Here is a 19,600-nt window from a genome sequence, read left to right as displayed (position 1 = left end):
TCGCCGAGACGCGGCGAGCGTCAACTCATCGAGGCACACGTGTGGTCGACCGTGTAGCTGACGGCTTCGGCGGTGCCCTGGGCATCGTAGGCCAACCAGCGTTCCGTGCGCTGGCGTTCGAATTCGGTCCAGGACGCTACGGTGAACCTCTCGATGAACGAGTCCGGTTGTCCCACATCTTGATAGAGCTGCCAACTGTGGCCGCCGGTGCGCAGCCTTGACCGCCGGACCGCGCTCATCGCCACCCATCGCATCGCGGTTGTCGGCCTTGGGGTTTCGCGTCGGGCGATTCGTCAAGCGATCGCGGCAGTCCGCCAAGGGAGCTGCCACACGCCGCGTGCGGGTACTAGCCGGCCGGCGGTACCGCTGGCGGACGGCATTCGTTGGCGCCGGGGTCCCACCACCAGCCGTTGTCACACGCCAGCGGTTGCGGCCCAACACCGAGGGGCCGGCACACATTGGCCGTCGGGTCCCACCATTGGCCCGGATCGCACGCCAGGGGTTGCGGCCCGACCCCGAGCGGTCGGCAGACCTTGCCGGTGGGGTCCCACCACTCGCCGTCGCCGCAGTCGGCCTTGCTCACCGCCGGCGTCATGATCGTCACCGCTGCGGCCGACGCGAGCACCAACATGACGATGACTACGAATTGGCGAACTAGCGTCCTCATCGGAGGCCTCCCATCGTCTGCGATATCGAAATATCGAACCCAGTAGCGGGCATTCGGGTCAAGAGTGTTTTTCGCGACCGAGTAGAGGTTAAGCCAGTGTGCCGATGATTTTCGGGCGGTTCGCCAGTCAGACCTTCCGGAGGGACAACTCGAGAGCAAAGGTGGGAGCCATGCCCCCGAAAAACACGGCCTTGCCGCCGGTCGTCGACCACCAAACCTGGCGCGCGGCGCTCGACGAACTGCGCCGGCGAGAAAAGGCCGCCACCCGCGAATTAGATGCGATCGCCGCCCAGCGACGGCGGCTGCCGATGGTCGAATTGGCCGACTACACCCTGGTCGGTGCCAACGGACCCATCCGCCTGGCCGACGTGTTCGACGGCCGGTCCCAGCTGATCGTCTACCACCACATGTGGTCTGACGGGGCGGAATGGCAGTGCGCCGGATGCACAGGATTCACCTCCCAATTCACCCGACTGGAGTTCCTCGACAACTACGACGCCCGGTTCGTCATCGTCACGAACGGACCTATCGAGGAAGCGCTCGTGTACAAGCACAAGGTCGGCAATGGCATGGACTGGTATTCGTCGTCGCAGAGCACTTTTGCCGCCGACATGGATGCGCCGCCCGGCGGTGGCTTCGGGGTCAACGTGTTTCTGCGTGACGGCGAGACGGTGTACCGCACGTGGCACACGAACGGGCGAGGCACCGAGCAACTCAGCCACTCTTTCGGGCTGATCGACATCCTGCCGTGGGGTCGCCAAGAGGAGTGGCTCGACTCGCCCGAAGGGTGGCCCTCGCGGCCCACGTACTCGGGATGGCTCGACTCCCCCGCTATTGCGGCGGTTTACGGATCTAGTCCAGGTCGAACATGCGTCGAGTGAGCGCGGCCCCCAGCGAGCCGGCGAGGTGGTGGCGTTGTGCTGGTGTGGACTGCTCGCGCGCAGGGCGGCAAAACTGTTGTAACGCAACGCCATAACCGCAGGTTCGCTATGAAGGGTCCGGTTGCCTGTTGGCGCTCGGAATTGTCCACGCTTCGACACGGGCGCCGACAGGGCGCACACTTGTCGAATGGAGGTATGTCATTCCATCGCCGTTGCGCTGACCGCACCACCTCTGACCGGGGCGCTATCCCTTCGGTGGCGGGCCTCGACGTCAGCGCGGCCGACGTGACGGGCGCCCAGCCGCGCCGCGTGCTGAACGGTCTCTCGGATATTCGCGCGTTCTTTCACACGAACAAGGTGCCGCTCTACTTCATCTCGCCCACCCCGTTCAACCTGCTCGGCGTTGACCGCTGGATACGAAACTTCTTTTACCTGACCTACTTTGATTCTTTCGAGGGCACACATTCGCGTGTGTTCGTCCCCCGGCGACGCGACCGCCGTGATTTCGATTCCATGGACGAGGTGTGCAGCCACCTGCTGTCCGATCCCGAGACCCTCGAGTTCATCGCGGGTAAAGGTCCCGGCGGCAAGTGCTGCTTTGTGATGATGAACGAGGAAATCCAGGCCCTCGCCCGTTCGGCAGGCCTCGAGGTCATGCATCCGCCGATCGAGCTGCGCAATCGTCTGGGCTCCAAGATCGTCATGACGCGGCTGGCCAACGACGCGGGGGTGCCCAGCGTGCCCAACACGATCGGACGGGCCGGCTCCTACGACGAATTGCTGGCGCTCGCACAGGACGCCGGTTTGGGAGATGACCTCGTCATCTCGATCGCTTACGGCAACGCCGGCAGCGGGACGTTCTTTGTGCACGGTCAACGCGACTGGGACCAGCACGCCGGTGACCTGGCAGGGCAGGACCTCAAAGTCATGAAGCGGATCCGCAACGTCGAGGTGTGCCTCGAGGGTGCCGTGACCCGCCACGGCACCGTCGTGGGCCCCGCGATGACGAGTCTCGTCGGCTATTCGGAGCTGACGCCGAGCCGGGGCAGCTGGTGTGGAAATGACATCTGGCATGAGGTGCTGCCGCCCGCCCAGACGCACGCCGCCCGAGAAATGGTGACAAAGCTGGGCGACGTGATGCGCCGCGAGGGTTACCTCGGCTACTTCGAGGTGGACCTCCTGCACGACCTCGACTCCGACGAGCTCTACCTCGGCGAGGTGAATCCGCGGCTGAGCGGCGCCAGCCCGATGACGAACTTGACCACCGAGGCCTACGCCGACATGCCGCTGTTCCTCTTTCACCTGCTCGAATACATGGACGTGGAGTACGAGCTCGACATCGACGAGATCAACGCGCGCTGGGAGCGCGGCTATGGCGAGGACGAGGTCTGGGGCCAGGTGATACTCACCGAGACCTCGCCGAATGTCGAGATCTTCACCGCGACGCCACGCACCGGGGTATGGCGCATCGACGACGACGGTCGGGTCTCCTTTTCGCGGACCGCCAACGACTGGGCCACGCTGCTCGACGGCTCCGAGGCCTTTTACATGCGGGTCGCGGCGCCTGGCGACTTGCGTTCCGAGGGCGCCCAACTCGGCGTGCTGGTCACCCGCTCACACCTGCAGACGGACGACTATCAGCTCAGCGAGCGCTGCCAGCGCTGGGTCAAGGGCATGAAGGCGAAGTTCACCTCAACGCCCCTGACACCAGCCGCGCCGATCGTCTCTCGGCTCGTCGCACGCGCGTGAAAGGCGCCCCGGCCGGTATCTCATTGGATAACTGGCTGTCGGAGCCCTATGCGCAATGGTCATTGCAGCACGTCGAAGATTTCGTGCCCACCGCGCTGATCTCGCGCGGGACCGGACCGGTCGCGGCGATATCCCCGACCCCCGCTCCCCTCGCGAACATTTCGGTGACCAACACCAACGGGACGGACACCACCGTCGGTGCGGTCATCGCCGCCACCGCTACCGACGCCTGGGCGGTCGCCCACCGCGGTTCGATGGTGGTCGAGGAGTACCTCAACGGCATGGCGGCTGACACCCGGCACCTGGTGTTCTCGGTGAGCAAGTCGCTGGTAGCGACGGTCGTCGGCGCGCTGCACGGCGCCGGCGCGATCGCGCTCGACGCGCCGGTCACGGACTACGTTCCCGCACTGGCGAATTGCGGCTACGCGGGTGCAACGGTGCGTCACCTGCTGGACATGAGGTCGGGAATTGAGTTCTCGGAGAATTACCAAGATCCGGCCGCGGAGATACATCGTCTCGACCAGGCGATGGGGTGGGCGCCCAGGAACGATCCGGACGCTCCCGCGACCCTGCAAGATTTCCTGCTGACCCTGCGGCGGAAGTCCGCTCACGGCGGCCCGTTCGAATACCGGTCGTGCGAAACCGATGTGCTGGGCTGGATCTGCGAGGTCGCCGGCGGCCGGCGGATGCCCGGACTGATGTCGGAACTGCTGTGGGCTGGGATCGGCGCCCAAAGTGACGCCACCATCGGCGTCGACTCGGAAGGCACCGGATTTTTCGACGGCGGCATCAGCGCCTGCCTCACCGACATGCTCCGGTTCGGGTCGCTGTTCTTGCGCGACGGTGTCTCGCTCACCGGCCAGCAGGTGGTGCCGGCCGCGTGGATCGCCGACACCCTCGACGGCGGCCCCGACTCGCGTCCGGCTTTCGCCGCCTGCCCCGAGGACACTGAACTGCCCGGCGGGATGTACCGCAACCAGGTGTGGCTCCCCTACCCCGGCAACAACGTCGCCTTGTGCCTGGGCATGTGCGGCCAGATGATCTACGTCAACCGCGCCGCGGATATCGTCGCCGCCAAGCTGTCCACCCAGCCGCATTCCCATGAGCCGCACATGCTCGATACGTTGCGCGCATTCGATGCCGTGGCCCGCGAATTGGCCGGCATTTCCCGCTAGACATCCACGTTGAAAATTCGACGAGCCGCTTGAGTGAACTGCGGCTATTCTGCTGACTGTCTTGCTTTGCTACGGCGCACTTTTGGCGGCTGTGATCGCGCCACGAAGATTGGAAGGGAATTCAAATGCCCTCACTTCGAAGGCTGGCCAGAATCGCTGTCCCCACTATGGTTCTCGCTGCATTGTTGAGCAGCGCCGGCATTGCGGGCGCGACCCCCCAAGATGACGCGTACCTCGCACAATTACGTGCCGTGGGCCTCACGTGGCCGCCCAAGACGGAAGAGGCACTCATCGCTGAGGCGCACGACGTGTGCTACGACCTCACCTGGGGTTGGACACCCCAACAGATCGCCGACGACCTGCACGCCCGCTTGGACACGAAGGGCGTGACGCTGTTAGACATCGGAAGCCTGGTCAACGCCGCCCACTCGGTCTATTGCCCCGGCAATGTGTGCGACGCCCCCAGCCTGTGCACCTGACCGGGCCATCCGGCACAGGCCTACGGCAGCTGGCGCATCAGGTGGCTGTAGCGTGTCGGCCGTGAAGTCCTCCCGGCTGTATTCCTCCGTCGCGCTCGTGGCTTCGGTCGCGGCCACCGTCATGGCGTTCGCTGCCGCGGGCACCGCCACCGCGGCCGGCTCATGCCCCACCACGCCACCGCCAAACGGTGCAACGCCCGACTGGACGCTGAGCGGCACCACCGGCAGCGTCGCGGTCACCGGCTCCACGGATACCACCGCCCCGCTGGTGACCGTGACAACACCGTTCAGCGTGAGCCAGACCCAGGTGCACACGCTGCACGCCGGAGACGGACCGGTGGTGTCCAGCACCGCAAGGGTCTCCGTCTGCTACATGGGCGTCAATGGACGTGACGGATCTGTCTTCGACAGCAGCTACCAGCGCGGCGCGCCCGTCGACTTCCCCCTCACCGGAGTCGTGCCGGGCTTCCAGAAGGCCATCGCCGGGCAAAAGGTCGGCTCCACCGTCGCCCTTGCGATGGTCCCGGCGGATGGCTACCCCCAGGGCCAGCCCAGCGCGGGGATCCAGCCCGGCGATTCGCTCGTGTTCGCGATCAAGATCCTCAGCGCTTCCAGCTGACCCGCGACGCACTGAGCCTCATCGGATGGCGAGGAACCGGTGCCCTTGCTTCGGAGTTCACGTGCGGTGCAGCGTGATGATGGTGACGTCGTCGTCGGTGTGGTCCGATGCCATCGCCGTCCAGATCCGGGTCGCCGACGCGTCGCAAGAGCGGCCGAGGGTTGCGGCCAACCGGTCGAGGCTGTCGTCGATCGATTCACCGCGGCGTTCCACCAGTCCGTCGGAGAACAGGACCAAGCCGTGCCCGCGTTCGACGGTGAAGGTGCTGGGGGCGTAGCTGACTCCTTTGACGCCGATCGGTGGCGAGAGCCTGATCGGCGCTGCGACCGCCGCCGTCGAGTTCGTCAGGTACGGCATCAAATGACCGGCAGACGCAGCCTCCACTTGACCCGAGCCGAGTTCGACCCGCGCGGCGATGACGGTGGCGAACGCTCCGCGCAGCATGTGCAGGCAGAAGTCGTTGAGCTGCCCCAGTGCTTCGGCCGGTGCGGCGCCGGCGAACAGCTGGGCGCGCAGCGCGTTGCGGAGCGCCGCCATGGTGCCGGCCGCGGCGATGCCATGCCCGGCGACGTCGCCGATCAGCACGATCAGCCGGCCGTCCCGGAGCTCGAACGCGTCGTACCAGTCGCCGCCGACGTTGTCCCCCGACGCCGGCTCGTAATGCGCTGACAATTCCCAGCTTTCGAGTATCGGGATCGACTCGGGCAGCAGGCTGCGCTGCAGCGTCTCGGCCACGCGCAGCGCTCCGCGGGTGCGGCGGTACAGCGACTCGACCAGGTGGCGCCGCAACGATCCGGCGGATTCGTTCTCGCTCAGCGACCACGGTTCGCTGCGTTGATGGACGATCTCGCGCCACCGGTCGAAGGATTTGCGCGGACTGAGTCGAAGCTGATCGCCCTCGCTGACTGCGATCGCCTTGTTGTACGGATCGCCGCCCCAATCCACCGAACGCAGCACCTCGCGCCGGAACCAGATGGCGTACTGGCCGTCAGGCAGGTTGAGCGCCAGGGCGCCGGCGGCCACCTGCGGATCGAGGTCGAGCTCGGGCAGGGCACGGGACAGGCACTCGCTGCTCGCGATTTCGTCGTCGACGTCACGCGCCCAGGTGGCGACGGCGGATACGACGTCCGGCGGTGGTACCGGCCCACGCGTTCGCAGATCGCCCCCGATGTTGATCACGACGCCGTCGGCGGGCACGAGGTCGAGTAGGTCGGGCGCGCCCAGCAATGCCGCCGACAGCGGCTCGCCATCATCCAGCGTGGCGGCGGTGAGCTTGGTCAGCACGGCCTGCGCGGCCAGTCGCTGGTGCAGTTGTTCGTCCTCGAACCGGTCGACGAGCCGCAGCGACAGGGTCGAGCCCAGGAACTCGGCCGCCGCCCGGGAGCCGAACGGCGGGAGGTGCGGACCTGCGTAGTGGTGGCAGGCGATCAGCCCCCACAGCCGCCCCTGCCGCAGCAGTGAGATCGACATCGAGGCGTGCACACCCATGTTCTGCAGATACTCGATGTGGATGGGCGAAACGCTGCGCAACGTGGCGTACGTCAGGTCGAGTGGCGTGCTGCTCACCGGGTCGATGCTCGGCACCAGCGGTGCGGGCGTGTAGTCGACGTCGGAAATCAGTCGGATCCAATTCTTTTCGTACAGGGCGCGCGCCTGCGCCGGGATATCGGTCGACGGGTAGTGCAGGCCGAGGAAGGAGTTGAGGTCGTCGCGCTTGGCCTCGGCGACAACCTCGCCGTTGTATTCCTCGTCGTAGCGGTACACCATCACCCGGTCGAAGCCGGTCAGGTCGCGGACGGCGCGTGCGGCGGTGGCGTACAGCTCGGGCAGCGTCGACGCGCGGTTCAACTCCTCTACCGCGCCGCGGACCGCCTGATAGGTATTGGGGAACGAGAAAGGCCGCTCGCCGTAGGCGATCTCGAGCTCCACCAGCAGCACTCCGCCGGGCTCAAGGTGCAGGATGGCGTCGAAGGCGCGGGATTCGCCGGCCATCTCGATGGTGAACTCGAGCGGGTTGTTCTGGCGCAGGCTGCCAAAGGTCGCCGCGGCCCGCTCGATGCGGGCGGCTTGTTCCGGACCGATCAGCGCCGACAGGTGCCGGCCCAGGACGGCGTCGACGGGACGGCCGAGCAGGTCGGCGACATTGGCGCTGACCTGACGGATCTCGAACGCCGGCTGGTGCACCACCGCAAGCACACCCCGCGGCTGGATGCTGCCGGGAATATGGATCGGCTCACGCGCACAGTTGTCCAGGTCGATCGGGGTGCCGACGGGTACGAGTTCGTCGATCGGTGCATCCGCGGGTGCCGATGGCGCGACGGGCCCCTCGTCGCTGGTCACGCGAGCGGCTTTATCGGAGTGGTGAGGGGTAGCAGCCAGACCTCCAAGCTATCAATATGTGTCCCCATCGTGGACCAGGTCGGCCGCGGTGCGCACTTCCGAGCGTATTTCTCCGGCGCGGATTTCCTATCCGCTCAAGGAGTTTCCCTCTCCGACAGATTACTGGGGTCTGGGCTGTGGTCGCCTCCGCCGCAGCAGCCGCCCGGTCGCAATCATCAATGTAATCTGGGCAGGTCATGTCCTCGATCGCCGCCCCAACCAGCCGCCGTCTGTCGGTCGCGATGAAGGAGGGTTCGGCGGCCGAACATGACGCCGCCGAGCAGAGCCCATTCATGGTCGAGCTGCTGGCCGGGCGGATCGGCGCGGCGGGATATTCCGACTACTTGTTGCGGTTGCGCGTGGTGTACGCCGCGCTCGAGGACGTCGTGCGGGCACGTCGTGATGACTCCATGGTCGCCGCCGTGTACGACCCCGCGCTGGAACGGCTGGCGGCGATCGATGCCGACCTCGACCACTGGCTACCCGAGGGCGCCGCACGCAAGGTCGACTCCCCCGCGGCGACGGCTTACGCCGACCGGCTCGCCGCTCTCACGTGGGGTGGCGCGGTAGTGGCCCACCACTACACGCGGTATCTCGGGGATCTCTCCGGAGGCCGGGGCATCGGCAAAATATTGGAACGCACCTTCGGTCTTCGCGGCGACGGTCTGGCGTTCTACAAATTCCCGGTGCGGCCCAAACCGTACAAGGACGGCTATCGGGCCCGCCTCGACGCGCTGCGCGCCGACGCCTTCGAAATCGATCGCATCGTCGGCGAAGTCAAATATGCTTTCGGCCTGAACCAAGCCATCTTCGATGAACTCTCGGACGGCATCGAGCAGCATCGGCGCTGAATCATGCCGGCAAGCGGCCCCAATGAACCTGCGCGGCGACAAACCAGGTGCCGTCGAACAGCACCTCTCCCCCGAGTTCGTCCGCCAATTGCTGACCGCTGAGGTAGCGCTTGAAGACGCGGTGACGCGATCCGTCGTTGAGGATTCGCTCTTGCCACTGTTCGGGTTCCACTCCGGCGCGAAGCGCCGAATCGATGACGATCAGCTCCCCCGCCACTCGGCGCGCCTCGCACAGAAAGGCGTGACGTTCATCAGCGGGAAGATGCCCGTAGAAGTGTCCAGTCAGAACTCGGTCGAAGGCGTTGCCCGCAAAAGGCAACGACAAGGCGTCAGCCACGATTGCCACGCCGTGCGGTAACCGCGATTGGGTCAGTTCGACCATGGCCGGGCTCTGGTCCGCTCCCACCACGACGCCACGTAGGTGGCGGGTCAGAAACCCGCTGCCGCAAGCGACGTCCAACGTGCGGGCGATTGGCAGGTCGGCAACCAGCCGCACCACGCGATCGACTTCGGCGCTCCACCCTGGCCGGTCACGCTGGGCGAATTGCCCTTGCTCCAAATACCATTCGTCGTATTCGGCGGCGCGCTGATCGTAGTAGGCTGCCGTGGCGGGGTCCCGGGCAAAGGCCGGGGAAGAGGGCGACATCCCATCAATCTTCATCGAATCGCCAGCGGATCGCCACCCATTTACGCACGATGACTCTTCGGAACCAGTCAGACTTGATTGAACCCACCGTCGGCGGTGACCGTGGATCCGGTGGTGAAGCTGGACAGATCGCTGGCCAAAAAGACTGCGGCGTTGGCGATCTCGGTGGGATCGGCGAAGCGGCCGAGCGGGATGGTGGCGATGCGGCCGGCGCGGAACTCTTCGATCGAAGCATCGGGATCGGTCTGCGCGGCCAATGCGTCGCTTCCCGGGGTGGCCGTGGACCCGGCCACGATTACGTTGACCCGGATGTTGCGGTCGGCAAGTTCATTGGCCCAGCCGCGGGCCAGTGACCGAACGGCCGCCTTGGTGGCGCCGTAGATGCTCAGCCCGGCGCGGCCCCGGTCGGCGGTGGTGGAGCCGGTCAGGATGATCGAGGCGCCGTCGTTGAGCAGCGGCAGCGCTTTCTGCACGGTATAAACGACTCCCTTGACATTGGTGGTCAGCAGCGCGTCGAGATCGTCGTCGGTGATCTCCCCCAGTCGCGCCACCCTGGTGGACCCCGCGTTGGCCATCACGATGTCGAGGCCCCTGCCGGCGGTCGCAACCTCGGCATAGAGCCGGTCAAGGTCCTCGGGCGCTCCGACGTCGCCGCGCACTGCGGTGGCGCGCGGGCCCAAGATGGTTGCCGCAGTGTCGAGTTCAGGCTGGCGGCGGCCCGTAATGAACACGCGGTCGGCGCCCTCGGCGAGGAAACGCTGTGCGGTGGCCAGCCCAATACCCGAGTTGGCGCCGGTGATGACGGCGATCTTGTTGTCCAGCAATCCCATTCGGTTCTCCTGAGCTGCGCGGCCGGGGTTCGGGCGTACTGTTCCCGGGCTATTCCTGTTTCGCGCGCTGCCAGATCAGGCGTCCGTTGCGGAGCTTGCCTTTGATGAGCACGGGTTCGGTGGGGCCTAGCTGCAAGCGGCCATCGCCGACTTGTGCTGCGCGGTACTGTGTTCCGCCGATCCAGTTGGGTAGCAGGCTGACGTCGACGTGGTGGGCGATCACGCCGTCGTCGAGCACGCTGTACGGGCCGGCGTAGGCCAGATATCCCCTGGCCGCCGCGGCCAATTCGTCGTCGTCGGCGACCTGAAGATCGCCGCGGGCGATGGGCGCGCGGTCCGCGCGCATGAGTTGGGCGGACATGTAGCCGTCGGCGGTGTACATGATGATTCCGCGGGCGTCGGTTCCCAGCGGATAACGCACGTTCGAGTCATCGACGTCGGAGCTCTGGAAGGACTCCAGCGTCCAGGCCCCCACCAGGTACTCACGTAGACCCTGCGTGGTGAGTGTGGTCATCGTGGCGCCCCTTCGTCATGTGCTGTCCGCTCGACTCCGTCGACGGCGCATCGACGCACGCGCGCCGCAGACGCATCGATAATGCCGCGCACTACGTGCCGATACACCAGCGGCCCCCGCGTCATCACTGGTGAGCGTGGTCACCGGTGACGACCGGCAGCCGTGCCCGGCGGACTTCTCATGCCTTGCACAGCGAGCTGGATTACCTTGTCGCGTGTGACTGATCGTCAAGAGCGTGCAATGTCCTTCGGTTCGATCGCCGAGGATTACGACGGGCTGCGGCCCCACCCTCCGCAGCAGGCGGTGGACTGGTTGTTGCCGCCCGGCTGTGAGGTGGCCGTCGACGTCGGTGCCGGCACCGGGCTGTTCACCCGCACGCTCGTCGGCCGGGCGGCGCAAGTGGTCGCCGTCGAGCCCGATGCGCGGATGCGTGCGGTGCTGGCCGAGCGGTCCCCGGGAGTCCGCGCCGTTGCGGGCACCGGTGAGGCGATTCCCCTCCCCGACCACTCCGCGGACGCGGTGTTCGTCTCGTCGGCGTGGCACTGGATGGATCCCGAACGGGCGGTTCCGGAAATCGGCCGGGTACTGCGCGACGGCGGGCGGTTCGGGCTGATCTGGACCAGTCGAGATCGCGACGTGGACTGGGTCCGCGACCTCGAGGTGCTGCCCAAGGACGGCACCTCCGAACTCGATGCGCCCGACCGCTTCCGCCGCCGCCACGAGAACGTCGCGCTTCCCGATCCGCAGATCTTCCACAACGTCGCACGGGAGACGTTCGGGTTCGTGCGGAACATGGCAATCGACGACATCGTCGCGATGCTCGCCACGTACAGCCGGGTGATCATCGCCTCTCCGGATGACCGCGCGCAGCGGCTCGACAACGCCCGAACCGTCCTGACTGAGCGTTTCCCGGGTGCCGACACGATCGATGTCCCCATGCAGTCCCGGTGCTGGCGCGCCGACCGGATCCCGCGCGGCAGGTAGCCCGCGGGAAACCTACCTACAGACCAAGGTTGTCTGGGCCCAGATGTAGCGGGCTCAGGACTGGGGTCCCTCGGACGGCGGCCAAACCGTGCCGGGCCACGCCTCGCCCGGACTCTCGAAATCGCCGCGAGACAATGGCACCCAACGCTCGCTGGGCGCGGGCTGCTCCGACGACGGGAAGTCGCGCAGACTGCCCGACGGTTTGGCGTCCCACTTTTCGAACGTCAACGGGGTCTGCAGCCAGGCGTGCAGAAGGTTATACGCGGCTTCCAGCGAATCGATGTGGGTGCGCTCCCAGCCATGACTGCCGTCGAGGCCGAAGCCGACCAGCGCGGCGCGGGTGTTGGCCCCCGCCTCGATAGCCGCCGCGGCGTCGGAGCGGTAGTAACGAAAGACGTCGCGGGCGAACGGAATTCCTTGCTCTTGCGCGAGCCGGCAGAGTTTGCGGGTCAGGTGGTAGTCGAACGGGCCGTGCATGTCGGCCATCGGGATCGTCACCCCGTCCTCGAGGGAATGCTGGCCGGGCGCGCACACCGCGTTGTCCACCGACACCAGCTCGGCGACATCGGCGGGCAGGCCGTGGCTCGCTCCATGGCCGACCTCCTCGGTGATGGTGACCATGATCGTGGTGCGGTGTGGCAGCACCACCTTGTTCTCGGAGAAGTTCTTGGCCAAGGCCAATGCGATGGCGACGCCGGCCTTCCCGTCCAGGTGGCGGGAGACGATGAAGCCGTCGGCGGTCAGCTCGGGACTGGTGATCAACGCCACGAAATCACCGACCTGCAGACCGAGCCGAACCAGATCCTCCCGCGTGGACACCTTGCGGTCGATGCGAACCTCGACGTTCTCCCAGCTCGTGGGTTGCGTGTCGATCTCGTCGCCGAACGCGTGCCCACTGGCTTTCAGCGGCATGACCGTGCCGGTGATGAACTCGTCGGGGTCGTCGATGAAGATGCGCACCCGGGCGCCGGCGGCGAACCGCGCCGAAAAGGTGCCGACCGGAACCAGTTCGAGGCGACCGTTGTCCTTGAGGCCGCGGACCATGCAGCCGATGGTGTCGGAGTGAACCACCAGGGCCCGGTCGATGGTGGCGGACTCACCGGCGAGTTCGGCGGTCAGGGCGCCGCGCCGGGTCAGCGTGAACGGCACCCCGAAGTGGTCGAAGATGTCGCCGATGACCTGCATCACCGCGTCCGTGCGCCCCGCTGGGCTCGGGGTCTGCAGCAGCGTTAGCAGCGTGTCGATCATCCACGTGCGGTCGGCCTCGGCCATCGCCGCGGTCTGGCCCACGTCATCTCCTCTCGCGTCGTCTCGAACGCGTTCAACCTACCGTGTGGCCGGCGTCGAAGGCCCGGTGCGGGCTGCCCGCCCGGCTGCCACCGCCGGCGTCCGACCTGCCCACTGCTCCTAGGAGGCGGATTCCATCTCGGAGATCAAGCCCGCGAGGGTGAGAAGTCGTTGGGCGTCGCGGACGTGCAGGCTCTCGATCATCCTGCCATCGACGGTGATCACGCTGGTTCCGGTGGCCTGCGCCTGCTGGTAAGCGGAGACGATCTTGCGGGCGTCCTCCAGCTCCCGGTGTGACGGACCGAACAGCTCATTGGCGGGAGCGATCTGCGACGGGTGGATCAGGGTCTTGCCGTCGAATCCCATCTCGCGGCCCTGCTGGGCCTCGGCCCGGAACGCGCCCTCGTCGGTGATGTCGTTGAACACGCCGTCCAAGATGACCTTTCCGGCCGCCCTGGCTCCCAGCAGGGCCAGCCCCAGGGCGGGCACGGCGGGTGCCCGCCCCGGGACGTGCAGCCCGTGCAGTTCGTTCACCAGGTCGTTGGTGCCCACCACCAGCCCGGCCAGGCGATCGCTGGCCGACGCCACCTCCTCGGCCCGCAGAAACGCCCGGGGTGTTTCGACCATCACCCACAGCTGCAACGACTCCGACGCTCCCAGTCTGTCGAGCGCGTCGCACAGAGCTCGAACCTGTTGACCCGTTTCGACTTTCGGCACCAGCACGCCGTCGGCCGTCGATCCGGCCACCGCGGCCAGGTCGTCGTCGTGCCAGTCGGTGTCGAGGCCGTTGATACGCACCAGGACCTCGCGGGGCCGGTAGGTGTTCGACGAGATCGCCTGGCACACCGTCGCCCTCGAATCGGCTTTCGCGTCCGGCCCGACGGCATCCTCGAGGTCGAAGATCAGTACGTCGGCAGGCAGCGTTTCAGCCTTCTCCAGGGCGCGGGGCTTGTTGCCGGGCAGGTACAGCGCGGATCGGCGCGGGCGCAGGGTCGGTGCCATGAAGATTCGCTCTCCTGTCGTCGAGCAGCGGGGACGGGAACCAGGTGCCCGCGCGGCGGTGCGTGGCGCGCGGCATAGGCAGAAAGTACCCTTCGATACCGGTGGTGTAGTTGCCGGTGGCGAACGCCCCGAGGAGCGAATTGGCCGCCGCGGCGGGTGGATCCCGGAAGGGGAAGCGAATGTCATCGTTTGGCTCGGCGCGTACCGAGGGCGACAGTTGGGACCTGGCCTCCAGTGTGGGGGCGACCGCGACGATGGTGGCGGCGTCCCGGGCGCTGGCCTCCCGTGAGCCGGACCCCTTACTGGATGACCGGTTCGCCGAGCCGTTGGTGCGCGCGGTCGGGCACCCCTTCTTCATTCGCATGCTGGATGGCCAAATCCCGCTCGACACCGACGACATGCCGATGACGCTGCAGCAGCGGCGCGAGCAGATCACGGTGCGAACGAGGTTTTTCGACGACTTCTTCGGCGCCGCCACCGACGCCGGGATCCGGCAGGCCGTCATCTTGGCAGCCGGACTCGACGCGCGGGCCTATCGGTTGTCGTGGCCGTCAGGCACCGTGGTTTTCGAGGTCGATCAGCCTGAGGTCATCGCCTTCAAGACCGACACGCTGGCTCAGATCGGTGCCGAACCGACCGCCGAGCGCCGGACCGTCGCAATCGATCTTCGCGATGATTGGCCAACGGCGCTGCGCGACAGCGGCTTTGACACAAACTCCGCTACCGCCTGGATCGCCGAGGGTTTGCTGCCCTATCTGCCGCCCGATGCCCAGGACCGGCTGTTGGACAACATCACCGCGCTCAGCGCCCCGGGCAGCCGGTTGGCCACCGAGAACATCACCGACATGAGCGTCTTCACCGACGAACGGTCCCGGGCGATGCGCAGCACCTGGCGGCAGCACGGACTGGACATCGACGTCGCCGAACTGGTCTGGCTCGGAGAGCGACGCCCCGCGGCCGAGCACTTGAGCGCCACCGGCTGGAACGTCACCCGCCAACCCACCGAACAGGTCTATGCCAATTATGGATTCGTGTTGCCCGACAACGAACTGCTCAAAGAATTCCGCCAGGCAATCAGCTACCTCAGCGCCGCTTTGGACTGAGTCGCAGGTGGTTGGCCGCTGGTGCTAAGGCTTGGCTTCGCGCCACCCCCGCTCGAACGGCAGCCGCCACGCGTTGGGTGCGATCAGTTGGTGAATGGCGTTGGGTCCCCAGCTGCCTGGCTGATACAACTTGGCCGGCGGCGGATCGGCGAGTAGATCTTCCGAACGCTCCCATAGTGATTCGATGCCTTCCGCGGTGTTGAACAACGTGTGGTCACCCCGCATCGCATCGAGAATCAGACGTTCGTAGGCCTCCAGCACGTCCGCAACGGTGTCGATCTCCTGCGAAGAAAATTGCATGGACAGCTTGTCCAGCTTCATGCCGGGGCCGGGCCGCTTGCCATAGAAGGACAGCGAAACCTTCGAGTTGTCGGCAAGGTCGAAGGTGAGGTGATCGGGGCCCTGGGTGCCCACCCCGGAGCCGGGCGGGAACATGGTTCGCGGGGCCTCTTTGAACGCGATCGAAATGACGCGGATGCCCTCGGCCATCTTCTTGCCGGTGCGCAGGTAGATCGGCACCCCGGCCCATCGCCAGTTGTCGATGCCGACCTTGAGGGCGATGAACGTCTCGGTGTCGGAATCCTTTGCCACGCCCTCCTCGTTGCGATAGCCGATGTACTGGCCGCGAACCACATTCGCGGGCTTGACCGGCAGCATCGACCGAAACACCTTGTTCTTTTCCTCGCTGATGGCAAACGGCTCGAGCGCCGTCGGCGGCTCCATCACCACGAACGCCATCACCTGGAACAGGTGCGTCACCACCATGTCCTTATAGGCGCCGGTCTCTTCGTAGAAATTCGCCCGCTGGTCCAGGCCCAGGGCTTCGGGGATGTCGATTTGAATATGGTCGATGAAGTTGCGGTTCCAGATCGGCTCGAAGAGGCCGTTAGCGAAGCGGAACGCCAGGATGTTCTGCGCGGCTTCCTTGCCCAGGAAGTGGTCGATGCGAAAAATCTGGGATTCCTCGAAGGTTTCGTGCACGAAGTCGTTCAGCTCCACCGCACTGGCCAGATCTGTGCCGAACGGTTTCTCCATCACCACCCGCGAGCGTTCGACCAGCTTGGCGTCGCGCAGCATGTCGATGACGGCGCGCGCCGCCTTGGGCGGCACCGACAGGTAGTGCAGTCGCCGAACGTCGGGCCCCAGGTTGTCTTCGGCCTGCGCCACCGCCTCGGCCAGCGCTTCGGGTCCGGCGCCCTGCGGAACGTAGCTGATGATGTTGGCGAAGTTCGACCACTGCTCGGGCGTGAGCTTGTGTGTGCCGAAGGACTCGATCGCTTCCTTGGCGAGCTCACGGAATTCGTCCTGACTCAGGTCTTCCAGCGAGGTGGCGACGATCTGAATGTCGGGCGCCAATTCGGACTGGTCCAGGTACGCCAGGCCGGGGATCAGCTTTCGTTTCGCCAGATCGCCCGTCGCGCCGAAAAGAACGATGACGTGCGGATCGAGCGGGTCGGAATGGTCGCGACGCGGACGGCCGTCGGCAGCTGGGTAGGCGATGGTTTGAGGTTTCTCGGTAGCCACTCTTGCGATACTTCCATCGCCGGGGCGCTGTGTCGCGTCTGTTTGACGGCGCTTGGTCTGGTTAGCGAACGCGCGATCGGGTATGGGATAGCGGCGGGTTCCCGGCGCGCCCGGGAACCGTCCCACACCCGTGCCGATGGAAAGCGATATGACCAAACCCGACAAAGACCCGCTCAGCCGCGCCCAGGAGTTGGAAAACATCGTCGATCAGCTCGAGGAGAAAGTTACCGAGGAAAGCGAATCCGAAGGTGTGCCCGGCAACCGCAGCGAACGGGAACAAGCGGCTGTCCGCGGCACCACCAACGAGCCGCCGGACTAGCGGATCACCGGCCTGCCGCCCGTGAACACCGTCATGCGCTCGGTAGATCGATTGCGTGCGCCTTCAGCGTCGCCAGCATCTCGACCGTCGGCCAGTCGGTGGCCCGGTAGCGGATCGGAGTGATTCCGGCGACGGGAAGGATGCCCACCACATCGACCACCGTCGGGAACGGCACCGTGAACTTGTCGGACACATTCGACGGCTCGCCGACCAGAAACGTCACGTAATCGGTTTGCGGCAGCTCCCACGGGATCCCCTGGCCCCACACCGCGGTGCTGCGCCGGCCCCAGGCCGTCTCGATCATCTGCGCGTCGCCGACGTATTGCGGGAACAACTCGCGCTCATAGTGGGCCCGCAAGAATTCGGTCTGGTGCTTGTATTCCTCTGTGGCCAAGAGGGTTCGGGCCCGCAACCCCAGATCGCGCAGCGGATGCGGGCCGGCCTGATCGAACGGCGCGATGACGCTGCCCGCGATCGTGTAGCCCTGCGGCGAGATGGGCTGGTCGGCATCGAGATACATCTGCTCGGCGACCTCGAAGAGGTCCGCGGCGTTGTCCGGCGCGTCGGTGCCCAGCAGTAGCACGCCGTCGCCCGGAAAGAACACCAGTGGACGGGGGCCGCCCGCCACCGCCAGCGAGCCCAGCCAACCGGTGGCCAGGATCATCGAATCGATGTAGGTGCCGCCATCCGCATCTTTGAGCAGAAACTTCCCGCCCGGTTCGAAGGCCTGCTGGAGCTCGGTAAGGTTCTGCCTGGCCACGGCGAAGGCCTGATCGCCGGTGATGCCCCAGGCGCCCGTCTCCGCGGGCGTCACCATGGCCCGCACCGTGGGCAGGTCGACGACCACCATTTCGTTGATGAACGGGAACACCGGACGAACCCAGGGCGCAGCCCCGGTATTGACCAAGTCGTTGACATAGCTCTGCGGGCGCAGCACCGGCCTGAGCAAGGGTTGGGCCTCCGCCCAATCCATGGGCGGTGTCGGCGGTTGGTCGGTTGCCATGTCCACGGTGGGTGCTTCCTGCTCTTGAACGGCGAACACGCACGTTACACCCTGCGCCGACCGACACAAGTCAGCCTTTTACGGCGCGCTCACCAGCCTCAAAACGCGGCAGTCGGCCCGAACCAGGTGTCGAGGGCGTCGCGCAGCGCCGGGTCGTTTTGGCCACCCGCCCAGGCGACGTGGCCGTCCGGCCGGATCAACACCGCCGGCGGCGGGCTCACCGCGCCCAGCACCGGAAGCACCCATTGGTGAACGGGTTCCGCGTCGACCACTCGGATCCGGCCCGCCCGGGAAGTGATGTCGATGCAGCCGCCCGCACCGAAATCCAGCAGCACCGGCCGGGCGTCGCGCAGCAGGTCGAACACGCGCAGCGAACCGTGGGCGGTGACCAGGTCCAGGTCGGGCATGCGGCGCCCCACCAAGGGGTGCACACCACCCAGGTCGTAGTGGATGTCCAGACCAGACATCATCGCGGCGAAGCGGGTGCGCGGTTCGTCCATGCGCAGCAGGTCGGCCACCGTGTCGCGCAGCGCCCTGGTGCGTTCCCCGGGATCGAGCAGCGCCATCTGCGCCAGCGCGTTACGCAGCACGCGCTGGGCAACCGGGTGCCGCTCGGCGTGGTAGCTGTCCAGCAGGCTGTCGGGCGATGTCTCGTTGACGACCTGGCCCAGCTTCCAGCCCAGGTTCACCGCATCCTGCACGCCGGTGTTGAGGCCCTGCCCGCCTACCGGGTGGTGGATGTGTGCCGCGTCGCCGGCCAGCAGAACCCGCCCGCGACGATAGGCAGACGCCTGTCGCGCGGCGTCGGTGAACCGGGAAAGCCAAGCGGGACTGTGGATTCCGTAGTCGGTGCCGTATACGGCGACGAGTGCCTCACTCAGGTCGTGCAGCGTGGGTTCGGTGGCCGGTCCGAGGCGCGCCTCGGTGACCATGACCCGAACCGGTCCGCCCTCCGCGGTAATGGACAGGGCATGAACGCCGAGCGCGTCGTGGCGGATGCCCCACTGCGGGGATTGCCCGCCTTCCAAATCCATGCAGACCTCGGCGAGCAGATAGCTCGTCGTCGCGTCCCATCCCGGAAACTCGATGCCGGCCGCCTTGCGGATGACGCTGCGTCCTCCGTCGCACCCCACGAGATACTGCCCGCGCATCACCCGCCCGTCGCAGAGACCGACGTCGACGCCGTTGTCGTCCTGGGCGACGGTTCCTACCTCTGCCCCACGGTAGATCGGCACGCCGACCTCGTTGACCCAGTCCGCCAGGATGTGTTCGATCTCGTTCTGCCACAATGCGAGTCCATAGGGGTGCCGGGTGGGAAAGTCGCTGATGTCCAGCCGGATTCGGGCGAACCCGGCGACTTGGGCCACTTTGCCCCGGGACAGGAACCGATCGGCGATGCCACGCTGATCGAGAACTTCGATGGTGCGGGAATGCAGGCCGCCGGCGCGCGCCCCGATCAGATCCTGGCTGGTGCGCCTCTCGATAATGGCGGCGTCGATCCCCGCCAGAGCCAATTCGCCCGCCAGCATCAGCCCTGTCGGGCCGGCGCCGCCGACGAGCACCGCATGTTCGATGTCGCGCTTGCCTG

Annotated in this window: 20 protein-coding genes; 9 read left to right on the top strand and 11 right to left on the bottom strand. The window is 66.4% G+C overall.

Annotated features, from left to right (window positions below; genetic code table 11):
- Positions 1 to 20 precede the first annotated feature (20 nt).
- Positions 21 to 254 (bottom strand): MFS transporter, encoded by a 234-nt coding sequence (locus tag ACIUM1_RS00375; protein ID WP_406815354.1) that lies wholly within the window; start codon positions 252 to 254, stop codon positions 21 to 23.
- A gap of 92 nt (positions 255 to 346) precedes the next feature.
- On the bottom strand, positions 347 to 667 hold the full coding sequence (locus ACIUM1_RS00370; protein ID WP_406815353.1) for a hypothetical protein: 321 nt from the start codon (positions 665 to 667) through the stop codon (positions 347 to 349).
- Between the two features lie 170 nt (positions 668 to 837).
- Here ACIUM1_RS00370 and ACIUM1_RS00365 point away from each other — a divergent pair, with 170 nt between their 5' ends.
- The 5 genes from ACIUM1_RS00365 to ACIUM1_RS00345 all read left to right on the top strand — a co-directional run bounded on the left by ACIUM1_RS00365 (position 838) and on the right by ACIUM1_RS00345 (position 5,570).
- The gene (locus ACIUM1_RS00365) at positions 838 to 1,548 is read left to right on the top strand and encodes a DUF899 domain-containing protein (protein WP_406815352.1); all 711 of its coding nucleotides are present in this window, start codon (positions 838 to 840) and stop codon (positions 1,546 to 1,548) included.
- Positions 1,549 to 1,743: 195 nt separating this feature from the next.
- The gene (locus ACIUM1_RS00360; protein ID WP_406815351.1) at positions 1,744 to 3,297 is read left to right on the top strand and encodes a biotin carboxylase; all 1,554 of its coding nucleotides are present in this window, start codon (positions 1,744 to 1,746) and stop codon (positions 3,295 to 3,297) included.
- The gene (locus ACIUM1_RS00355; RefSeq protein ID WP_406815350.1) at positions 3,294 to 4,472 is read left to right on the top strand and encodes a serine hydrolase domain-containing protein; all 1,179 of its coding nucleotides are present in this window, start codon (positions 3,294 to 3,296) and stop codon (positions 4,470 to 4,472) included. Before ACIUM1_RS00360 ends, ACIUM1_RS00355 begins: the two co-directional genes overlap by 4 nt.
- Before the next feature lie 125 nt (positions 4,473 to 4,597).
- Positions 4,598 to 4,951: a DUF732 domain-containing protein gene (locus ACIUM1_RS00350; protein WP_406815349.1), complete on the top strand. Its 354-nt coding sequence runs from the start codon at positions 4,598 to 4,600 to the stop codon at positions 4,949 to 4,951.
- 52 nt (positions 4,952 to 5,003) lie between these two features.
- Entirely contained in the window at positions 5,004 to 5,570 is a 567-nt protein-coding gene (locus tag ACIUM1_RS00345; RefSeq protein ID WP_406815348.1) for an FKBP-type peptidyl-prolyl cis-trans isomerase, read from the top strand.
- 57 nt (positions 5,571 to 5,627) lie between these two features.
- On the opposite strand, the gene ACIUM1_RS00340 is transcribed toward ACIUM1_RS00345, so the two are convergent.
- Positions 5,628 to 7,910 (bottom strand): SpoIIE family protein phosphatase, encoded by a 2,283-nt coding sequence (locus ACIUM1_RS00340; RefSeq protein WP_406815347.1) that lies wholly within the window; start codon positions 7,908 to 7,910, stop codon positions 5,628 to 5,630.
- A 236-nt stretch (positions 7,911 to 8,146) separates the two neighbouring features.
- Between ACIUM1_RS00340 and ACIUM1_RS00335 the strand changes: the two genes are divergently transcribed.
- Entirely contained in the window at positions 8,147 to 8,800 is a 654-nt protein-coding gene (locus tag ACIUM1_RS00335; protein WP_406815346.1) for a heme oxygenase (biliverdin-producing), read from the top strand.
- Position 8,801: 1 nt separating this feature from the next.
- Here ACIUM1_RS00335 and ACIUM1_RS00330 read toward each other — a convergent pair whose 3' ends face one another.
- The 3 genes from ACIUM1_RS00330 to ACIUM1_RS00320 all read right to left on the bottom strand — a co-directional run bounded on the left by ACIUM1_RS00330 (position 8,802) and on the right by ACIUM1_RS00320 (position 10,790).
- Complete coding sequence (locus ACIUM1_RS00330; RefSeq protein ID WP_406815345.1) at positions 8,802 to 9,446, bottom strand: class I SAM-dependent methyltransferase; 645 nt, start codon at positions 9,444 to 9,446, stop codon at positions 8,802 to 8,804.
- 68 nt (positions 9,447 to 9,514) lie between these two features.
- Positions 9,515 to 10,276 carry an SDR family NAD(P)-dependent oxidoreductase gene (locus ACIUM1_RS00325; RefSeq protein WP_406815344.1) on the bottom strand — a complete coding sequence of 254 codons (762 nt, stop codon included), beginning with the start codon at positions 10,274 to 10,276 and terminating at the stop codon, positions 9,515 to 9,517.
- A 49-nt stretch (positions 10,277 to 10,325) separates the two neighbouring features.
- Positions 10,326 to 10,790: a lipocalin-like domain-containing protein gene (locus ACIUM1_RS00320; RefSeq protein WP_406815343.1), complete on the bottom strand. Its 465-nt coding sequence runs from the start codon at positions 10,788 to 10,790 to the stop codon at positions 10,326 to 10,328.
- A gap of 216 nt (positions 10,791 to 11,006) precedes the next feature.
- Here ACIUM1_RS00320 and ACIUM1_RS00315 point away from each other — a divergent pair, with 216 nt between their 5' ends.
- Complete coding sequence (locus ACIUM1_RS00315) at positions 11,007 to 11,774, top strand: class I SAM-dependent methyltransferase (protein WP_406815342.1); 768 nt, start codon at positions 11,007 to 11,009, stop codon at positions 11,772 to 11,774.
- 54 nt (positions 11,775 to 11,828) lie between these two features.
- Here ACIUM1_RS00315 and ACIUM1_RS00310 read toward each other — a convergent pair whose 3' ends face one another.
- Together ACIUM1_RS00310 and ACIUM1_RS00305 are read right to left on the bottom strand one after the other, a co-directional pair.
- The gene (locus ACIUM1_RS00310; RefSeq protein WP_406815341.1) at positions 11,829 to 13,064 is read right to left on the bottom strand and encodes an osmoprotectant NAGGN system M42 family peptidase; all 1,236 of its coding nucleotides are present in this window, start codon (positions 13,062 to 13,064) and stop codon (positions 11,829 to 11,831) included.
- Between the two features lie 117 nt (positions 13,065 to 13,181).
- Positions 13,182 to 14,063: an HpcH/HpaI aldolase/citrate lyase family protein gene (locus ACIUM1_RS00305; protein WP_406815340.1), complete on the bottom strand. Its 882-nt coding sequence runs from the start codon at positions 14,061 to 14,063 to the stop codon at positions 13,182 to 13,184.
- Positions 14,064 to 14,242: 179 nt separating this feature from the next.
- Here ACIUM1_RS00305 and ACIUM1_RS00300 point away from each other — a divergent pair, with 179 nt between their 5' ends.
- Positions 14,243 to 15,166 carry a class I SAM-dependent methyltransferase gene (locus ACIUM1_RS00300; RefSeq protein ID WP_406815339.1) on the top strand — a complete coding sequence of 308 codons (924 nt, stop codon included), beginning with the start codon at positions 14,243 to 14,245 and terminating at the stop codon, positions 15,164 to 15,166.
- 24 nt (positions 15,167 to 15,190) lie between these two features.
- Here the strand turns inward: ACIUM1_RS00300 and zwf are convergent, their stop codons facing one another.
- On the bottom strand, positions 15,191 to 16,690 hold the full coding sequence (gene zwf, locus ACIUM1_RS00295; protein WP_406815338.1) for a glucose-6-phosphate dehydrogenase: 1,500 nt from the start codon (positions 16,688 to 16,690) through the stop codon (positions 15,191 to 15,193).
- A 136-nt stretch (positions 16,691 to 16,826) separates the two neighbouring features.
- Between zwf and ACIUM1_RS00290 the strand changes: the two genes are divergently transcribed.
- The gene (locus ACIUM1_RS00290) at positions 16,827 to 17,009 is read left to right on the top strand and encodes a hypothetical protein (RefSeq protein WP_406817875.1); all 183 of its coding nucleotides are present in this window, start codon (positions 16,827 to 16,829) and stop codon (positions 17,007 to 17,009) included.
- A gap of 31 nt (positions 17,010 to 17,040) precedes the next feature.
- Here the strand turns inward: ACIUM1_RS00290 and ACIUM1_RS00285 are convergent, their stop codons facing one another.
- On the bottom strand, positions 17,041 to 18,018 hold the full coding sequence (locus ACIUM1_RS00285) for a hypothetical protein (protein ID WP_406817874.1): 978 nt from the start codon (positions 18,016 to 18,018) through the stop codon (positions 17,041 to 17,043).
- 92 nt (positions 18,019 to 18,110) lie between these two features.
- Positions 18,111 to 19,541 (bottom strand): FAD-dependent monooxygenase, encoded by a 1,431-nt coding sequence (locus tag ACIUM1_RS00280; protein ID WP_406817873.1) that lies wholly within the window; start codon positions 19,539 to 19,541, stop codon positions 18,111 to 18,113.
- Between the last annotated feature and the right edge of the window lie 59 nt (positions 19,542 to 19,600).

Source organism: Mycobacterium sp. M23085 (assembly GCF_045343915.1).
Classification (GTDB): domain Bacteria; phylum Actinomycetota; class Actinomycetes; order Mycobacteriales; family Mycobacteriaceae; genus Mycobacterium.
Note: the sequence above shows the minus strand (reverse complement) of the source record. Positions and strands in the feature narration are given on the sequence as shown.